The organism is Amycolatopsis sp., from assembly GCF_025464955.1.
Taxonomy (GTDB): domain Bacteria; phylum Actinomycetota; class Actinomycetes; order Mycobacteriales; family Pseudonocardiaceae; genus Amycolatopsis.
In genome coordinates, this window is record NZ_JAODNM010000145.1 from 12,698 (window position 1) to 26,750 (window position 14,053).

The 14,053-nt window shown below is 69.4% G+C and carries 22 protein-coding genes; 17 read left to right on the forward strand and 5 right to left on the reverse strand.

Translation table 11 applies throughout. The annotated features are described in order from the left end of the window. Position 1 precedes the first annotated feature (1 nt). A complete protein-coding gene (locus tag JWQ81_RS37300; protein ID WP_297549196.1) occupies positions 2-334 on the forward strand; it encodes a hypothetical protein in 333 nt (110 codons plus the stop codon). 254 nt (positions 335-588) lie between these two features. Here the strand turns inward: JWQ81_RS37300 and JWQ81_RS37305 are convergent, their stop codons facing one another. The 3 genes from JWQ81_RS37305 to JWQ81_RS37315 form a co-directional block, all read right to left on the reverse strand. Beyond that, positions 589-1,233: a class I SAM-dependent methyltransferase gene (locus JWQ81_RS37305; RefSeq protein WP_297549198.1), complete on the reverse strand. Its 645-nt coding sequence runs from the start codon at positions 1,231-1,233 to the stop codon at positions 589-591. A gap of 87 nt (positions 1,234-1,320) precedes the next feature. Beyond that, the gene (locus tag JWQ81_RS37310; protein WP_297549200.1) at positions 1,321-2,280 is read right to left on the reverse strand and encodes a M56 family metallopeptidase; all 960 of its coding nucleotides are present in this window, start codon (positions 2,278-2,280) and stop codon (positions 1,321-1,323) included. Then, a complete protein-coding gene (locus tag JWQ81_RS37315) occupies positions 2,277-2,651 on the reverse strand; it encodes a BlaI/MecI/CopY family transcriptional regulator (RefSeq protein WP_297549202.1) in 375 nt (124 codons plus the stop codon). The genes JWQ81_RS37310 and JWQ81_RS37315 overlap by 4 nt, the downstream gene beginning before the upstream one ends. A 218-nt stretch (positions 2,652-2,869) precedes the next feature. On the opposite strand from JWQ81_RS37315, the gene JWQ81_RS37320 reads away from it, so the two are divergent. The 9 genes from JWQ81_RS37320 to JWQ81_RS37360 all read left to right on the forward strand — a co-directional run bounded on the left by JWQ81_RS37320 (position 2,870) and on the right by JWQ81_RS37360 (position 8,845). Then, positions 2,870-3,823: a cytochrome c biogenesis CcdA family protein gene (locus tag JWQ81_RS37320; RefSeq protein ID WP_297549204.1), complete on the forward strand. Its 954-nt coding sequence runs from the start codon at positions 2,870-2,872 to the stop codon at positions 3,821-3,823. Continuing rightward, the gene (locus JWQ81_RS37325) at positions 3,804-4,547 is read left to right on the forward strand and encodes a peroxiredoxin (RefSeq protein WP_297549206.1); all 744 of its coding nucleotides are present in this window, start codon (positions 3,804-3,806) and stop codon (positions 4,545-4,547) included. The genes JWQ81_RS37320 and JWQ81_RS37325 overlap by 20 nt, the downstream gene beginning before the upstream one ends. Then, the gene (locus tag JWQ81_RS37330) at positions 4,544-4,825 is read left to right on the forward strand and encodes a glutaredoxin family protein (protein ID WP_297549208.1); all 282 of its coding nucleotides are present in this window, start codon (positions 4,544-4,546) and stop codon (positions 4,823-4,825) included. Before JWQ81_RS37325 ends, JWQ81_RS37330 begins: the two co-directional genes overlap by 4 nt. Positions 4,826-4,941: 116 nt before the next feature. Next, positions 4,942-5,133, forward strand: a complete 192-nt coding sequence (locus JWQ81_RS37335) for a hypothetical protein (RefSeq protein ID WP_297549210.1) — start codon at positions 4,942-4,944, stop codon at positions 5,131-5,133. Between the two features lie 138 nt (positions 5,134-5,271). Continuing rightward, positions 5,272-5,676 (forward strand): hypothetical protein, encoded by a 405-nt coding sequence (locus tag JWQ81_RS37340; RefSeq protein WP_297549212.1) that lies wholly within the window; start codon positions 5,272-5,274, stop codon positions 5,674-5,676. A gap of 125 nt (positions 5,677-5,801) precedes the next feature. Continuing rightward, positions 5,802-6,086, forward strand: a complete 285-nt coding sequence (locus tag JWQ81_RS37345) for a hypothetical protein (protein ID WP_297549214.1) — start codon at positions 5,802-5,804, stop codon at positions 6,084-6,086. Further along, positions 6,083-6,403: a hypothetical protein gene (locus JWQ81_RS37350; RefSeq protein WP_297549216.1), complete on the forward strand. Its 321-nt coding sequence runs from the start codon at positions 6,083-6,085 to the stop codon at positions 6,401-6,403. The genes JWQ81_RS37345 and JWQ81_RS37350 overlap by 4 nt, the downstream gene beginning before the upstream one ends. Next, entirely contained in the window at positions 6,393-7,340 is a 948-nt protein-coding gene (locus JWQ81_RS37355) for an FAD:protein FMN transferase (protein ID WP_297549218.1), read from the forward strand. Before JWQ81_RS37350 ends, JWQ81_RS37355 begins: the two co-directional genes overlap by 11 nt. Beyond that, on the forward strand, positions 7,295-8,845 hold the full coding sequence (locus JWQ81_RS37360) for a 2Fe-2S iron-sulfur cluster-binding protein (RefSeq protein WP_297549220.1): 1,551 nt from the start codon (positions 7,295-7,297) through the stop codon (positions 8,843-8,845). Before JWQ81_RS37355 ends, JWQ81_RS37360 begins: the two co-directional genes overlap by 46 nt. Positions 8,846-8,880: 35 nt before the next feature. Here the strand turns inward: JWQ81_RS37360 and JWQ81_RS37365 are convergent, their stop codons facing one another. Next, positions 8,881-9,495 carry a TlpA disulfide reductase family protein gene (locus tag JWQ81_RS37365; RefSeq protein WP_297549221.1) on the reverse strand — a complete coding sequence of 205 codons (615 nt, stop codon included), beginning with the start codon at positions 9,493-9,495 and terminating at the stop codon, positions 8,881-8,883. 126 nt (positions 9,496-9,621) lie between these two features. Between JWQ81_RS37365 and JWQ81_RS37370 the strand changes: the two genes are divergently transcribed. Genes JWQ81_RS37370 through JWQ81_RS37380 form a run of 3 tightly spaced genes read left to right on the forward strand, consistent with a single transcriptional unit; the run spans position 9,622 to position 11,048 of the window. Next, a complete protein-coding gene (locus JWQ81_RS37370) occupies positions 9,622-9,987 on the forward strand; it encodes a metalloregulator ArsR/SmtB family transcription factor (protein ID WP_297549223.1) in 366 nt (121 codons plus the stop codon). Further along, positions 9,984-10,682, forward strand: coding sequence for a cation transporter (locus tag JWQ81_RS37375; protein ID WP_297549225.1), 699 nt, complete (start codon positions 9,984-9,986; stop codon positions 10,680-10,682). The genes JWQ81_RS37370 and JWQ81_RS37375 overlap by 4 nt, the downstream gene beginning before the upstream one ends. A 36-nt stretch (positions 10,683-10,718) precedes the next feature. Further along, the gene (locus tag JWQ81_RS37380; protein WP_297549227.1) at positions 10,719-11,048 is read left to right on the forward strand and encodes a hypothetical protein; all 330 of its coding nucleotides are present in this window, start codon (positions 10,719-10,721) and stop codon (positions 11,046-11,048) included. Between the two features lie 13 nt (positions 11,049-11,061). Here the strand turns inward: JWQ81_RS37380 and JWQ81_RS37385 are convergent, their stop codons facing one another. After that, on the reverse strand, positions 11,062-11,598 hold the full coding sequence (locus JWQ81_RS37385) for a DinB family protein (protein WP_297549229.1): 537 nt from the start codon (positions 11,596-11,598) through the stop codon (positions 11,062-11,064). 217 nt (positions 11,599-11,815) lie between these two features. On the opposite strand from JWQ81_RS37385, the gene JWQ81_RS37390 reads away from it, so the two are divergent. From JWQ81_RS37390 to JWQ81_RS37405, 4 genes are all read left to right on the forward strand, one after another. Continuing rightward, on the forward strand, positions 11,816-11,974 hold the full coding sequence (locus JWQ81_RS37390) for a hypothetical protein (RefSeq protein WP_297549231.1): 159 nt from the start codon (positions 11,816-11,818) through the stop codon (positions 11,972-11,974). Positions 11,975-12,071: 97 nt separating this feature from the next. Further along, positions 12,072-12,170, forward strand: a complete 99-nt coding sequence (locus JWQ81_RS37395; protein ID WP_297549239.1) for a hypothetical protein — start codon at positions 12,072-12,074, stop codon at positions 12,168-12,170. Positions 12,171-12,498: 328 nt separating this feature from the next. Then, positions 12,499-12,984: a hypothetical protein gene (locus JWQ81_RS37400; RefSeq protein WP_297549233.1), complete on the forward strand. Its 486-nt coding sequence runs from the start codon at positions 12,499-12,501 to the stop codon at positions 12,982-12,984. A gap of 67 nt (positions 12,985-13,051) precedes the next feature. Further along, positions 13,052-13,861 carry a maleylpyruvate isomerase family mycothiol-dependent enzyme gene (locus tag JWQ81_RS37405; protein WP_297549235.1) on the forward strand — a complete coding sequence of 270 codons (810 nt, stop codon included), beginning with the start codon at positions 13,052-13,054 and terminating at the stop codon, positions 13,859-13,861. The last annotated feature ends 192 nt before the right edge of the window (positions 13,862-14,053 follow it).

The window sequence follows — 14,053 nt, forward strand, 5'->3', positions numbered from 1 at the left end:
AATGCGGAATACGAAGAAGATCCGGGTCGCTCTCACCGCGGCGGTCGTGGTGCTCGGGCTCAGCGCAGCGGGAACCGGCGTCGCCCTCGCGTCGTCCGACCCGGCTCCCGCTCCCGCTCCCGCACCAGCCGCTCAGGCAGCTCCGAACACCGGGACGGATAGCGGTCAGGTGTCAGGCACCGACGCGTCACTCGCGCAGATGGATCAGATGATGCAGCAGATGGTGCAGAATCTGCCCGCCGACCAGCGCGCCACCGCCATCGCCATGCACCAGCAGATGCGCCCCGCCATGCAGAAGATGATGTCCGGCGAGAAGGACACGATGGACGGTTGATCGGCCCGCCGGTCCGAGGTCAGGGCGTCGGTGGCAGCCGGGCTGTGCCGGGTGATGGCGAGTGCTGTCACCCGGCAGGCTGGGGACCTCGCCGGCCGCACGCCGATGTTCCCTGGCCAGCAGGGCCGCCAGAGTGTCGGCAGCTCGGGTCGGTCGGTGAAGCGACCCACCCGGGCTTCGGCGTGCTCGTGAGCGTGCAGAGCCTTCGTCGTCGACCGGCGCGACGTGGTCGTCGCGTCTGTGCGAGTTCAGGGCTACCAACTGCCGATCGTGGCGCGGCCGAGGATGTGGGTCTGCGGCGGGGAGAAGTTCATCGGCGCGTAGACAACGCGGGCCATCTCGTTGATGGTGAAGCCGGCCGCGCGGATGTCGGCGGCGGTGTCGCGGTTGAGGTGACAGCCACCGCCCAGCCGTGACCACAGCGGTGTGCCCAGGTCCTGCAGGAGCCCGGGCAGGAGTCGGCGAGAGCGGACATGTTCGAAGAACCGCAGTTCCCCTGTGGGGGTGAGAATTCGCCGCAGCTCGGCGAGCGCGCCGCGGGGATCGGGGACCGAGCACAGCACCAGCGACGCGACCGCGGCGTCGAACGAGCCGTCGTCGAAGGGCAGGTCGCCGGCGTGGGCCGCGACCACCTGGACCGGGACGGTCGTGTGGTGCGCGGCCTGTTCAGCCAGCGCGCGCAGCCCGTCTTCCGGCTCGACGGCGACAACTTCGGTCACCGTGTTTGGGTAGTGCGTGAAGTTCAGTCCGTTGCCCGCGCCCAGCTCGATCACTCGCCCGGTCAGCCCGGCGAGCGTGCGGTGCCGGTGTTCGCCGGTGCCACGCTGCTCGGATTCGGCGCTGATCCGCTCGTAGAGCCGAGCGAACCGTGGATGCTGAAACCGGTCCAGATCACTCATGTCTCGTCCCTCCGCTCCTGTTCGGCAGTGGCCGCGTGCCAGTTCCGGTCGCGAGCTGGGGACTACCGCGAGGCTGTCGCAGTGCGCTCAGCTCGCCGCGGGGTTGCACAGTGCGAGGCCACTAAGCGCCAGCACGCCGGTGAGCAGCGGCCCGCCGACGACCAGGAGCGCGGCCGCGCTCAGCAGCAGCCGCGTCCGCAGCCGGTCGCGGCGGGGAGTCGGTGTGACGAGGCGTTCGGCGCGGGCCAGTACGTCCACTCCGGTCGCGCCGAGTGCGCCGCGGGGGAGCGGTGCGCACCCGGACAGCGCGAGCAACGCCCCGAGCAGGGTGCCCGGGCTGTGGCTGCGGGCGGCGGTGTCGTCGGCGCACATTTCCAGCAGCCGGGCGATCTCGGCCGCGCCGGTGGTGAACAGCTCCACCCGGGGCAGTGCTGTCGCGAGGGCCCGGGTGACCGCGAGGATCTGGTGGTGGTGCCCGGCGAGGTGGGCGCGTTCGTGGGCGAGTACCGCGCCGAGGTGGTCCTCGTCGAGGGCGTCGAGGGTGGCGCTGGTGACCACGATGGTGTGCGGTCGCCCGGCGACGCAGTAGGCGGCGCGTTCGGGGGCGTCGAGTACGACGGCGTCCAGCCCGGCGACGCGGCGTCCGACGATGCGGGCGTGGCGGGCGTGGCGGTGGGTGTGTGTCCGTGCGTGGGTCAGGGACTGGGCGAGCCGCCAGGCCAGGCTGGCCAGTGCCGCAATCGCGCTGGCGGTCAGCGTGAGCAGCACGATCTGCAGGACCAGCCCGGAACCGCCGGAGGCGACAAAGCGCAGTGCCGCGAAGCAGGCGCTCGCGATCTGGCCTGGCCTGTTCCAGTCCTGCAGGAGTTCGGCGGCGAGGAACCCGGCGGCGACCACCCAGGACGCGGCGACGCTTCCGATCGCGGCCAGCCACGTGGCCACCCCGAGCCGCGGGGCCACCCCGGCGTGGGTCAGCCGGAGCAGCAGGCGGGGTCCGAGGACGGCGATGACGAAGGTGTAGAGCACGAGGCAGGCGGCGACGCTCATCGCGTGCCTTTGGAGGTCAGGCGGGCCAGTGCTGCGCGCAGGGTGGCGGACTCCTCGTCGGTCATCTGCTCGACGAGGTGGGTCAGCACCGCGCCGGAGTTGCCTCCGGCGTCGAGCGCGTCGCGCATCAGGCGTGCGCTGTACTGCTCGCGGTTCAGGATGGGCCAGTAGGCGAACGCCTTGCCGTGGCGCTCGCGGTCCAGCCAGCCCTTGCGGTGCAGGTTGTCCATCGTGGACATCACCGTGGTGTAGGCGATGTCGCGGCCCTGGAGCAGGTCCTCGAACACGTCGCGGACCGTCGTCTTGCCGTCACGATCCCAGAGCCGGTCCATGATCACCGCTTCGAGATCCCCGAACCCGCGCACGCGCATTCCCTCCACTCCTTGGTTGCTTCACAGGGTACGTGGCCCGCCAATTCAGCCCCGTCCCCGCTGGTCGCGCGCCGACTCGGCGATGAACGTCGACCTCACACGCCAACAAGCTACTATCTACGTACGGACATCGTAGATAGTAGCCGACGACAGCCCCATCAACCGGATGTAGCAGGAAAGGGTGTTCATGCGCGCACGGACGACGGAGAGCGGCCGCCATGGGTGACGTACTGGTCGGAACGACACTGCTGGCATCGTTCCTCGGCGGCGTCGTCGCCCTGCTGGCTCCATGCTGCGTGTCGGTCATGCTGCCCGCCTACCTCTCCACCGGGTTCCGCCACCGTGGCGGAGTCGTCCCCGCGACTCTGATCTTCGGCGCCGGCGTCGCGACGATCATCCTGCCGATCGGACTGGGTGCGACCTTCCTGAGCAGCCTGCTGCTCACCCAGCACCTCTGGATCTTCTTCATCGGCGGCGCCCTGATGATCGCCGCCGGGGTGGCGACGCTGGCTGGCTGGAAGCCGAACCTGCCGATGCCCGGCGGGCGCACGGTGAAGGAGGGCAGCTTCGGCTCGGCCTACGTGCTCGGCGCGTTCTCCGGTGCGGCCAGTGCGTGCTGTGCCCCTGTCCTGGCCGGAGTCGCGGTGCTCTCCGGGGCGGCCGCGTCCTTCCCGGTCGCGTTGGCGATCGGCGCGGCCTATGTGGCCGGGATGGTGACGCCGCTGGCGTTGATCGCACTGCTGTGGGACAAACGCCGCGAGCGCGCGACCCGGCTGCTCACCGACCGCACCGTGCGCGTCCGCCTCGGCCGGTGGCAGCGGCAGATGGCGCTGGGCAGCGCGGTCAGCGGGGCACTGATGGTCGCCATGGGCGTGCTCGCGGTGATCCTGGCGTTCACTGGGCCCGGTATGCCCAGCGGAGGCTGGCAGACCGCGTTGAGCGCCTGGCTGCAGCACATCGCCAGCGTCTCCCTCAACACCCTGTCCTTCATCCCGGGCTGGGGTCTGCTGGTCGTCCTGCTGCTGGTGTTCGTCCTGCTCATCCGGCGCGCGCTGCGCCCCAAGACACCCTCGACTCCTGCCGCGTCGGCGTGCTGCGCCGACGCGGACGACACCACTTCCACCACCACCGACATCGTCGAGGAGAACCGACGTGAGCAAGACCAGCGGTAAAACCGCAACGAAACGCCCCACCGCGGGAAAAGGAGGCAGCGCCGGCCGGGCGCAACGGCCCCAGGGCGGCGCGAGCGCCGTGGCGCGGGCGCGCGGTGGATCGAGCGGACCCTCGCGGTCGCGGATGATCGGCGTGATCGCGATCGTCGTCGTCGCACTGGTCGCGTTGTTCCTGATCTACCAGAACTCGCAGGGCAGTAAGGACAGCGCAACCGGCGGGAGCGGGTTCAAGCATGTGTCCGGCCAGCCCGGTGCCGGGACCGCCGCACCGGCGTTCACCCTGACGTCGTCTAGTGGTGCCCAGGTCGCCTCGACCTCCTTCGGCGGCAAGAGTGTCCTGCTGTACTTCCAAGAAGGCCTGTCGTGTCAGCCGTGCTGGGACCAGATCAAGGATCTGGAGAAGAACCAGGCCGCACTGACGAGCGCGGGGGTGGACGAGGTCGTCTCGATCACCACCGACCCGGCCAACCTGATCGCGCAGAAGGTCAGCGACGAGAAGCTGTCCACCACGGTCCTCTCGGACCCGACGATGGGAGTCTCGCAGGCCTACAGCGCGAACAAGTTCGGGATGATGGGCGACATGCGCGACGGCCACAGCTTCGTCCTGGTCGGCCCCGACGGCACGATCCGCTGGCGGGCGGACTACGGCGGCGCGCCCGACTACACGATGTTCCTGCCGACGCCGAAGATGCTCACCGACCTGACCGCGGAACGCAAACCGTGACCCAGCCCGTCGAGATCACACTGCTGACCCAGGACGACTGCGGCTTCTGCGACCACGCCAAGACGGTCCTTGACCGGCTGGGGACGGAGTATCCGTTGCAGATCACCGAGATTGACCTGGCCGGCGAGGACGGGCAGCGCTTGGCGACGACGGCGGGTGTGCTGTTCGCGCCCGGCGTGCTCGTGGACGGTGAACCCTTCTCCTTCGGTCGGCTCTCCGAACGCAAGCTCCGGCGCGCGCTGGGCAAGCACGTCCAGGAACGTTCCCGGCGCTCGTAGGCGCCGCCCTACGCGGAAGGTAAGAGGGCGTGCGCTCACCGCCATCATGATCTACTATGTACGTACGTAGTTAGTAGATCATGATGGCGGTGCTACCAGCCAGCGAGGAGAAACCCGTGCAGTCGCTCATCTTCGGGCTTGCCAGAGCAGCCTGTCCGATCGGCATGGGCGCCATGATGTGGATCATGATGCGCGGCCGGAACAAGAACACCGCGACCGCCGACAGCCAGAGCCCGCAGCAGATCGAGCAGCTGCGCGCCGAGCTCGACCAACTCAGAGCCGACCACGCCACGGCCGCACTGCACTAGCCGCCACACTCGCGCCGCGGTCACGCGGCACTCACGAAACTCCCTGCACACCACCATCGTCGCGCCACGCGTGCCGCGCCGACGTCTCCTGTCGCGCGCTTCACATCACCCTGCCTTCGAACAGAAAGAGATGAACTCATGGGTCTCGCACAGCTTGGACACCGCGCCACCCTCGCCATCGCCGGCGGGATCGCGGTCATCGGAATCTCCATCGGTGTCGCCACCGCCGCACTCGCCGACGCGGCCCCCTCCACTCCCGCCGCCGACACCGCGAAGACATCCACCACAACACCAACGACCCCCACCGCATCGTCGACGCCGAGTGCGGACCCCAGCATGGATATGGAGATGCAGATGCAGCTCGAAGCCATGCGCATGGGCATGCAAGACGGCATGAACATGGCCCAGGGCAACACCATGGGCGCGGGAACAGCCGCGATGCCGAACACGATGAACACCCCGCCTGCCACCGGCACCCCGACGCCGGCCCCCGCCGCACCCGGTACCGCCAAGGCCGGCATGGGAATGATGGGCGGGATGTAAACCGCGCACCCGAGATCAGATTCACGGCAGGACTTTCAGCGCCCGGCACATGAACGGGTGGCGTTGACCGGCCACAGGCAATCGCAGTGGCCGTAGCAACCCTTCAATGAAAGGCTGGCACATCCATGTCCGCATTCGCTCGGATCGCCGGGAAGATCGGGCGCCGCACCGCGCTCGCGGTCGCCGGTGGTGTCGCCGTCGTCGCCGTGGCGGTCGCTGTCGCCGCGACGGCCTTGGCCGACGGCGGCTCCTCCCAACCCGCCAACACCTCGGTATCGACTCCTGCCGCGACTCCCACTGTGGCGCCCACCTCCACCCCCACCGCACGACGCGGGGATGACATGGGCACCGGCGACGGCACAACCGGATGTTGCCAACGCGACATGGGTACGGGCACGGGCGACAAGTGACGGTGACCGACGACGCCGCGGGCCAGGACCGCAAGACCGCGGTCAAGGTGGTCATCGCCAGTGCGACCCTGTCCGGGGTCGCTCTGGTGACGGCGCTGCTGGCCGCCCTCAGCCCACCGGCAGTCGCCCAGACCAGTGTGTCCCCAGTGGGTGCCGCGGTTCCCACCGCCGTGCAGACCACCGCAAGCCCGGTGACTCGTTCTGCCGGCAGTGGGTGTTCCTCCTCCTCGGGTTCGTCGGCGTCCACCCCCGGCCCCGCGCCGTCGACTGTTCCGACGCCGGCGGGGCAGCCGATGACGCGCAGCAATGGCAGCTGAAGCCCACTTCCCCGTCATGGGCTCCACCGCCCACCTCATCGTCGTCGGTGGACCGCCCGGCCTTCTCGAGTACGCCCGCGCGCGGTTGGGCGAGCTGGAGTCACGCTGGTCACGGTTCCGCCCGGACAGCGAGATCAGCCGCCTGAACACCGCATCGGGCCGGTGGGTACGGCTGAGTCCGGTGACGGTGTCGGTGCTGCGCCGCGCGGTGCAGGCCTGGGAACTGACCGGCGGCCTGTACGACCCCACCGTCCTGACCGCGTTGGAGAATGCGGGCTACACCGGCAGTTTCGAGACTCTCCCGCACACCGGACCCGCCGGACCCGCAACAACGACGCCCTCACCGGGATGCGCAGGCATCGACATCACCGGTCGCCGAGCCCGGCTCCCGCCAGAGGTCCGGCTCGACCTCGGCGGAATCGGCAAGGGATACGCCGCAGACCTGCTCGCCGACGACGTCGTCGCGCGAGGAGCCGAAGGTGTGTGCGTCAACCTCGGCGGAGATGTCCGCGTCGCCGGAATGCCACCGGTAGCGGGCGGCTGGGTCGTCGCGATCAGCGACGAAACCGCACCGCACCACGACCTCGCCCACGTGTCCCTGGCAGGCGGGGCCGTGGCCACCTCCACCCGGCTACGCCGACGGTGGCGCCGGGGCGGCGACGAGGTCCACCACCTGATCGACCCGCGCACCGGGGCCCCGTCGACGAGCGCGGTGGCCGCGGTCACCGTCGTGGCCGCCCATGCCCAGTGGGCGGAGATCCTCGCCAAAGCGGCACTGATAGCCGGGCTCGAGCCCGGGTCAGCGTTGCTGGAGACCCACAGCGTCGCCGCGATCCTGACGATGTACGACGGAACGGCCCACCGGGTGGGACCGATGGAAAGGTTTGAGTGTTGGACCCCAAGCTTTGGTGGTACATCGCCCGCGCCAGCGGACTGACCGCCTGGTGGATCTCCAGCGCCACCATCGCCCACGGAATGCTGCTCTCCAGCCGAATCCTGGGTCCGAGAGCAACCCCCGCGCGGCTGCTGGACCTCCACCGGTTTCTCTCGATCCTCTCTGCGGTCTTCCTCACCACCCACCTGCTCACCCTGTTCGCCGACCAGTGGGTGGACATCGGCCCGCTGCAAGTACTGGTGCCCTTCACCTCGAGCTACCGGCCGGGTGCGGTGGCGTGGGGCGTGACCGCGTTCTACCTGCTCGCGGCGGTCCTGGTCACCTCTCTGCTCAAGGCACGTATCCCTGCGGCCTGGTGGAGATCGGTGCACCGGGTGGCGTTCGCGGTGTTCATCCTGGTCACCGTGCACGCCCTGACCGCCGGGACCGACACCACCGCCACCCGCGCGACAGCGCTGGTGCTCGGCGGCGCCTTGACGTTCCTGGGCACCTACCGCCTGCTGCGCGGCCGCCACGCCACGACCACGACACCACCGGCACCCCCACCGTCCACAAGCGACATCGCACTCGCCGAGTCCCCGGCGCCGCCGAGCGACCAGCGGGTCCGTGTCACCGAACTACGCTGGGCCGCCGACGACGTCCTCGCCGTCACTGTGTCCGCTGTCGACGGCGGACACCTGCCCGCTTGGGAACCCGGTGCGCACGTCGATCTCGTGCTGCCGTCGGGAAAGGCTCGCCAGTACTCGCTGTGCGGCGACCCCGCTGACCGCGGCCACTACCGTGTCGGGGTGCTGCGAGTCCCCGGCGGGCGCGGCGGTTCCACCGAAGTGCACCAGCTCCACGCCGGGCAGACGATCGCCGCGCGAGGACCGCGCAATACGTTCCCGCTCGTCCTGGCCGGCTCCTACCTTTTCGTCGCCGGTGGCATCGGGATCACCGCGCTGCTGCCGATGATCCGCCGCGTCGAGGACGCCGGCATGCCGTGGCGGCTCGTCTACGGCGGACGGTCCCGAGACAGCATGGCGTTCACCGACGAACTCCTCTCCCTGACACCCGGGCGCGTTCACCTGGTGCCCCAGGACACCGACGGACTCCCCGATCTGGTGGCGGCCCTCAACGACACACAGAGTGGCGCGGCGGTGTACTGCTGCGGGCCGGAGCCGCTCATCGCCGCCCTCGAACGAACCATCGCCGCGGATTTCCCCGACCGTCACCTGCACGTCGAACGCTTCGGCCCACTGCTATCCCCGGCAGCCGGGACACAGCAGCACCCGCCGGCTGCGGTGTTCGAGGTCGAGCTCGCACGCAGCGGCCAGGTATTGCCGGTTCCGGCTGATCGCAGCCTCCTGGCCGTGATCCGCGACGTCGTCCCCGGCGCGCCGTCGTCGTGCGAGCAGGGGTTCTGCGGCAGCTGCGAAGTCCGCGTCCTGGCCGGCACCCCCGAGCACCGCGACGACGTGCTGCCCGCCGGCCAGCGCGACCGGACCGACCTGATCTACCCCTGTGTGTCTCGCTCACGCAGTCCACGACTCGTCGTCGACCTGTGATACCGCCCTGGTAGCGATTGTCTAGGCGGTCCGGTTCACGGGGCCGTTCCGGCGACCGGCGGTTCGGCAGCGAGGCGCCGCACCACAGGTTCGAGGTCGGAGTCGAGCAGCGGCATGAGGAAGATCGCCGACACCCGGTGCGCGCGGTCCAGGACGATGGTCGACGGCACGATGTTGCGCGGGTAGCCCTTCAGGCTCAGCAGCGACCGGCCGGGCGGGTCGTAGATCGAGGGATAGGTGACGCCGATGTAGCGCACGAAGTCCACCGGTGCGCTGCGGACGTCGTCGCGGACATCGATGCCCAGTAGTTGCACCCCGGAGGCCTTGGTGTGGTCGTAGACCCGTTGCAGTTCGGGCATCTCCGCCCGGCACGGGCCGCACCAGGAACCCCAGATGTTGAGCACGACGACCTTGCCCGGGTAGTCGCGCAGCCCGATCTGCGTACCCTGCCGCAGCAGGTCCTCGCCGGCCAGGTCCGGCGCGGGCCCGCGGGTGGCGGGCGGGTCGTAGAAGATCTTCGTCTTCCCGCCCGGTGAGACGAACGAGAACGTCGATCCCTGCGACACCGCGTCGGCGCCGGTGCTGCACGCCGTGAGCGTCAGCAGCGCGGCGACGCCGAACGCTGCCCAGCGGAGAGGTGGTCGGCCCATGAACTCCTCCATCTACGTATCTACTGCGTAGAATAGTAGATTCTCTTCGCCAGCTGGCGGCCGTGCCACCTCCCTGCGGTCGGCCCGCCCTGGCCGCACCGGGCACCACCCCGTTAGCATCGCCTTATGACGATGACAGCGCCCGATGTCGTGGTGAGGCGTACGGAGCTCGAGCCGGCGGCGGCGTTGTTCCGTTCGCTGGGCGATCCGAGTCGGCTGGCGATCCTGCGCCGTCTGGCCACCGCCCCGGCGCGGGTGGTCGACGTGGTCGACACACTCGGGCTGGCGCAGTCCACCGTGTCCAAGCACCTGGCGTGCCTGCGCGACTGCGGCCTGGTCACCTCCGAACCCCTCGGGCGAGCATCGCTGTTCCGGCTGACCCAGCCCGCGCTGATCGACCTGCTCGCCGCCGCCGAGACCGTGCTGGGCGCCACCGGCAACGCCGTCGCGTTGTGCCCGACCTACGGCTGCGACGACGTGACCGAGTCATGAGCCCCGGCGAGCACTCCCCGACGCAGGAGATCCGCACCACCGACGTCGACGAGTGCGCCGACGGGTGCTGCTCGCCGCCGGCGACGGTGGAGCGTGACGCCGGCTGGCATCGCACGGCCGGGCGCGTCCGGCTGCTGTCGTGGCTGTCGCTGGCCTACATGGCTGCCGAGGGCGCGGTCGCGATCACCGCCGCGGTCCTGGCCGGGTCCGTGGCGCTGCTGGGGTTCGGGTTGGACTCGGTGATCGAGGGCCTTGCCAGCGTCATCGTCATCTGGCGGTTCACCGGCACCAGGACACTCTCGGAGACCTCGGAGGCGAGGGCGCAGAAGGCGGTTGCGGTGACCTTCTTCCTGCTCGCTCCCTATATCGCCTACGACGCGGTCACCACCCTGATCTCCGCGGAGCACGCCACCACGAGCTGGCTGGGGATCGGACTGTCGATCGCCAGCCTGATCGTCATGCCCCTGCTCGGTGTCGCGAAGAAACGCCTCGGCACGCGCCTGGAGTCCGGCGCGACCAGCGGCGAGGGCACCCAGAACCTGCTGTGCGCCTACCTCGCCGCCGCGGTCCTCCTCGGCCTGCTCGCCAACACCGTGCTGGGCTGGTGGTGGCTCGACCCGGTTGTCGGGCTGGGGATCGCCGCGCTCGCGGTGCGCGAAGGCATCGACGCCTGGCGCGGAGACGACTGCTGCTGACCACACACCGCAAGCGAGACAGAAAGGCCACCCGCGATGGAGGTTCGGCTACTCGTTGTCCCGGACTGCCCGAATGAGACGCCGACCGCGAACCTGGCGCGACACGCCCTGGATGAACTCGGGCTCACCACGACTCCGGTGGTCGCTGTCGTGGTCACCAGCCAGGACCACGCCGAGGATCTCGGTTTCGCCGGCTCCCCGACGATCACGATCGACGGCGTGGATCCCTTCGCCGATCCCAGCCAGGTGCCGGCGTTGGCGTGTCGCGTCTACCGGACCGACACCGGAATCACCGGAACACCCGACCCCGCGCTGCTGCGGCACGCAGTCCGCCGAGCCCGCGACGACATGGCCGCGGACGGCTAGGCGTGAGCCCCGGCTACGTGTCGTCCGGTTGGCTCGTGGCGCTCAGGGTGAGCTGGCGGCGGTGGAAGTCGAAGTGCTGGGTGGGGAAGCGGTAGATGTCGGCGAGGGTCATGAATTCCCCGAAGAACGGGTCCCACCGGTCGGGGTAATGCATACCCCGGGCGAGGTCGGCGTCGGTCTCGGTGTCCAGCCGGCGATGCAGCGACGCGACCGCACGACCGAACATCGCTATCATCCGACGCTCGCCCAGGATCCGTCCACCGAGGCAGGAACCGGCGTAGTTCACGGCGTCGAACGGGCGGGTCGCGGCGTTGAGCACCTGGGCGTAGGCGCGGCTGGCGCCTGACGGGAGGCGCCCGAACAGCCGGACCACCCTGAGCAGGGCCTGCATGATCAGGTAGCCGAGCAGCATGTGAAACAGCAGCTGCTGGTTGGTCCAGCGGGTGCCGTTCGACGCCCGGCGCAGGTCCGCCTCGCCGGCCCCGTCGAGGAGCAGGCGAAACGTCGCGTACGCGCGGTCCAGGTCGTCATGAACGGCTTGCTTGTCCACGAACCCAGTCTCCGCCCCGCGCCGCGCTGCGAGCAAGACCTCAGGTTGCTGTGCTGCCGGCGCGGGAACCCCGGCGGCTCAGCGCTGAAGGGTGCGACAGGACCGAGCAGCCAATCGCGCAGCAGCGCCCGGCGCGTGTCCGGCTCAGCCGCGAAGTCGACCGCCGTGTGCTGGGCATAGCCGGGGACCCCGTTGATGTCCGCACCCCGTACAGGAGGTGCTCGACCATGCGGCGCTGACCTCCATGGCAGGCCCGCCAGAACACCGCGGTCACCTCGTCAGGCCCGGGCACCGGACTCGCCGCGAGCAGTTCGTCGACGCGGCCGATGTCATGCGCAGCGCCGCGCCCAGTACGACGGTGTGGACGGCAGCATGATCTGCGCCGCCGAAGCCGAAGGCGGCAAGGACCGCTGCCAAGGTGATGACGGCGGCCCCCTGTCGCCGTCAGGGGCGACACGGCGACGCTGGAAGGCATCGCCTCGTGGGGCTACGGCTGCGCAGTGGCGGGCTACCCCGATGTGTACATCCGCAGCGGCGACGTTCGCACCTGGATCGACGCCCACCGCGCATGACGGGTGCTCGTGCGACACCGACGGCAGGGTCTCGGGGGTCTCCGGGGTCGCGCACCTGGCTCATCCCAACGTGCTTGACTCGCCCTTGCGGCAGCGAGCACACGGCGTGGGTGCCGCCGCCCGCGGCGGTCGGTCATGACAGAGGCGGGAGCGAGTAGAGGCCGAGTGCCCTTCCGTCACGCGCAGCCACGAGCTGCTGGTTGAGAACCCTGATGTCGGCCTGTGACGCCGTGTGCTCCAGGCGCAGCACCTGGATGGCCCTGAGCAGGGTCTGGGTGGACGCCTGCCAACGGAGACAAATCCGACTCGCAAAGCCGTTGTCGCCGCTATGGTCCGCATGCTCGGCGGCACTCCGTCTGTCGTCCGTCCCGGTTTGCTCAGCAAGGCTGCGTTGGCCCGCGAGGCACAGGTCGACCGCAATCAGATCAGCCAGGGCTCTTGCCGTGACCTGGGTGACCGCTTCGCCACGATCACCCAACAGAACACGGCGCCAGCCACCGCTCGCGAAGCCGAACAGCTAATCCGCATCGAGCACCTGACCGCGCAACTCCAACAGCTCACCAAGGGCCGCGCCGAGCTCCGCGCGGACAAAATCTACGACAATCGCAGACAGCGCAAGATCTGGACCCGTTCCTTCTCGCGTGCCCGTGATAGCGGGGTTGGTCGACGCGACGCTTGGCCACCCTCATTGAGATTTTCACCGTACCGGGAATCTGAGACAGTCCTGGCCAGCGTGTCGCGAGGTCGACTGCTGCAACGGACCAAGATCACGATGTACGTTCCCTTACGGACGTTCTCGCTGCTTAAGCGATGACTTTCACCGCGCGGAAGCGCCTGATCTACTGACCACAACTTCACCACGAGATGAGAGGTTGCGGGCGATGATCGAGCTGGCGATGCAGCGGTACGGGCAGGCATTGGTGGATCAGACCGCGCAGTTCGCTGAGACCGCCCGCCGCGCTGCGGTCGATGCGCCGGTGCCGACGTGCCCGGAGTGGACCTTGAGCAAGCTTGTCGAGCATCTCGGTCAGACACAGCATTGGGTTGCCTCGATCGTGGAGAAACGGGTGTCCGACCCGTCGCAGCTGCCTACGTCGTTCGCCGCCCTGCCCGCCGACCAGGACGCATGGGCGTCATGGCTGGCCGAGGGTGCATCGCTGCTAGCTGCGGCATGCGCCGATGCTGGTGTCGACGCGCCGGTGTGGAACCCGGCGGGTGACGCTCGGTCGGGGACACGGTTTTGGCTGCGCCGGATACTGTGCGAGACGATCATTCACCGCGCCGACGCGGCCGCCACCGCCGGCGTGGCCTACCAGCTCGACGCCGAACTCGCCGCCGACGCGATCACCGACCACCTGGCGATGATGACCTCGCCGGGATGGGCCGCTCAGCGGCCGGACTCCGCTGAAGCGCTTCGTGGCAAGGGGCAGACCTTGCACCTGCACGCCAGCGATGAGCCGAATCTCGGCGAGGCTGGCGAGTGGTTCGTCGAACGCGGCACTGAGGGAGCGACCTGGCAGCATCGCCACGGCACGGCGGACGTCACGGTCCGCGGACCGGCGACCACGTTGCTGCTTGTGCTGACCAGGCGTCGGTCGGTCTCCGCCGGGCTGGACGACAGCCTGCAGGTTTCAGGCGACCTGGACCTGTTCACCCACTGGGTCGAGAACACCGCCCACCAGGCCGGGTAGGTGGAGGAACCCCGACGCCCATGACCCGCCCACAATGCAGAAAGGTGGATGCGGTCTCACTCGCCGATCCCCTGCTGAGGCAGTGCGACGCCGCCCAGGCCGCCGACGCTGTCTGAAGCTCAGCACCGCGAACCGGAGGTCGGATCGCAGTTCAACCGACCGCGGAAGTCACAGACCCATATCCGAGGCCCC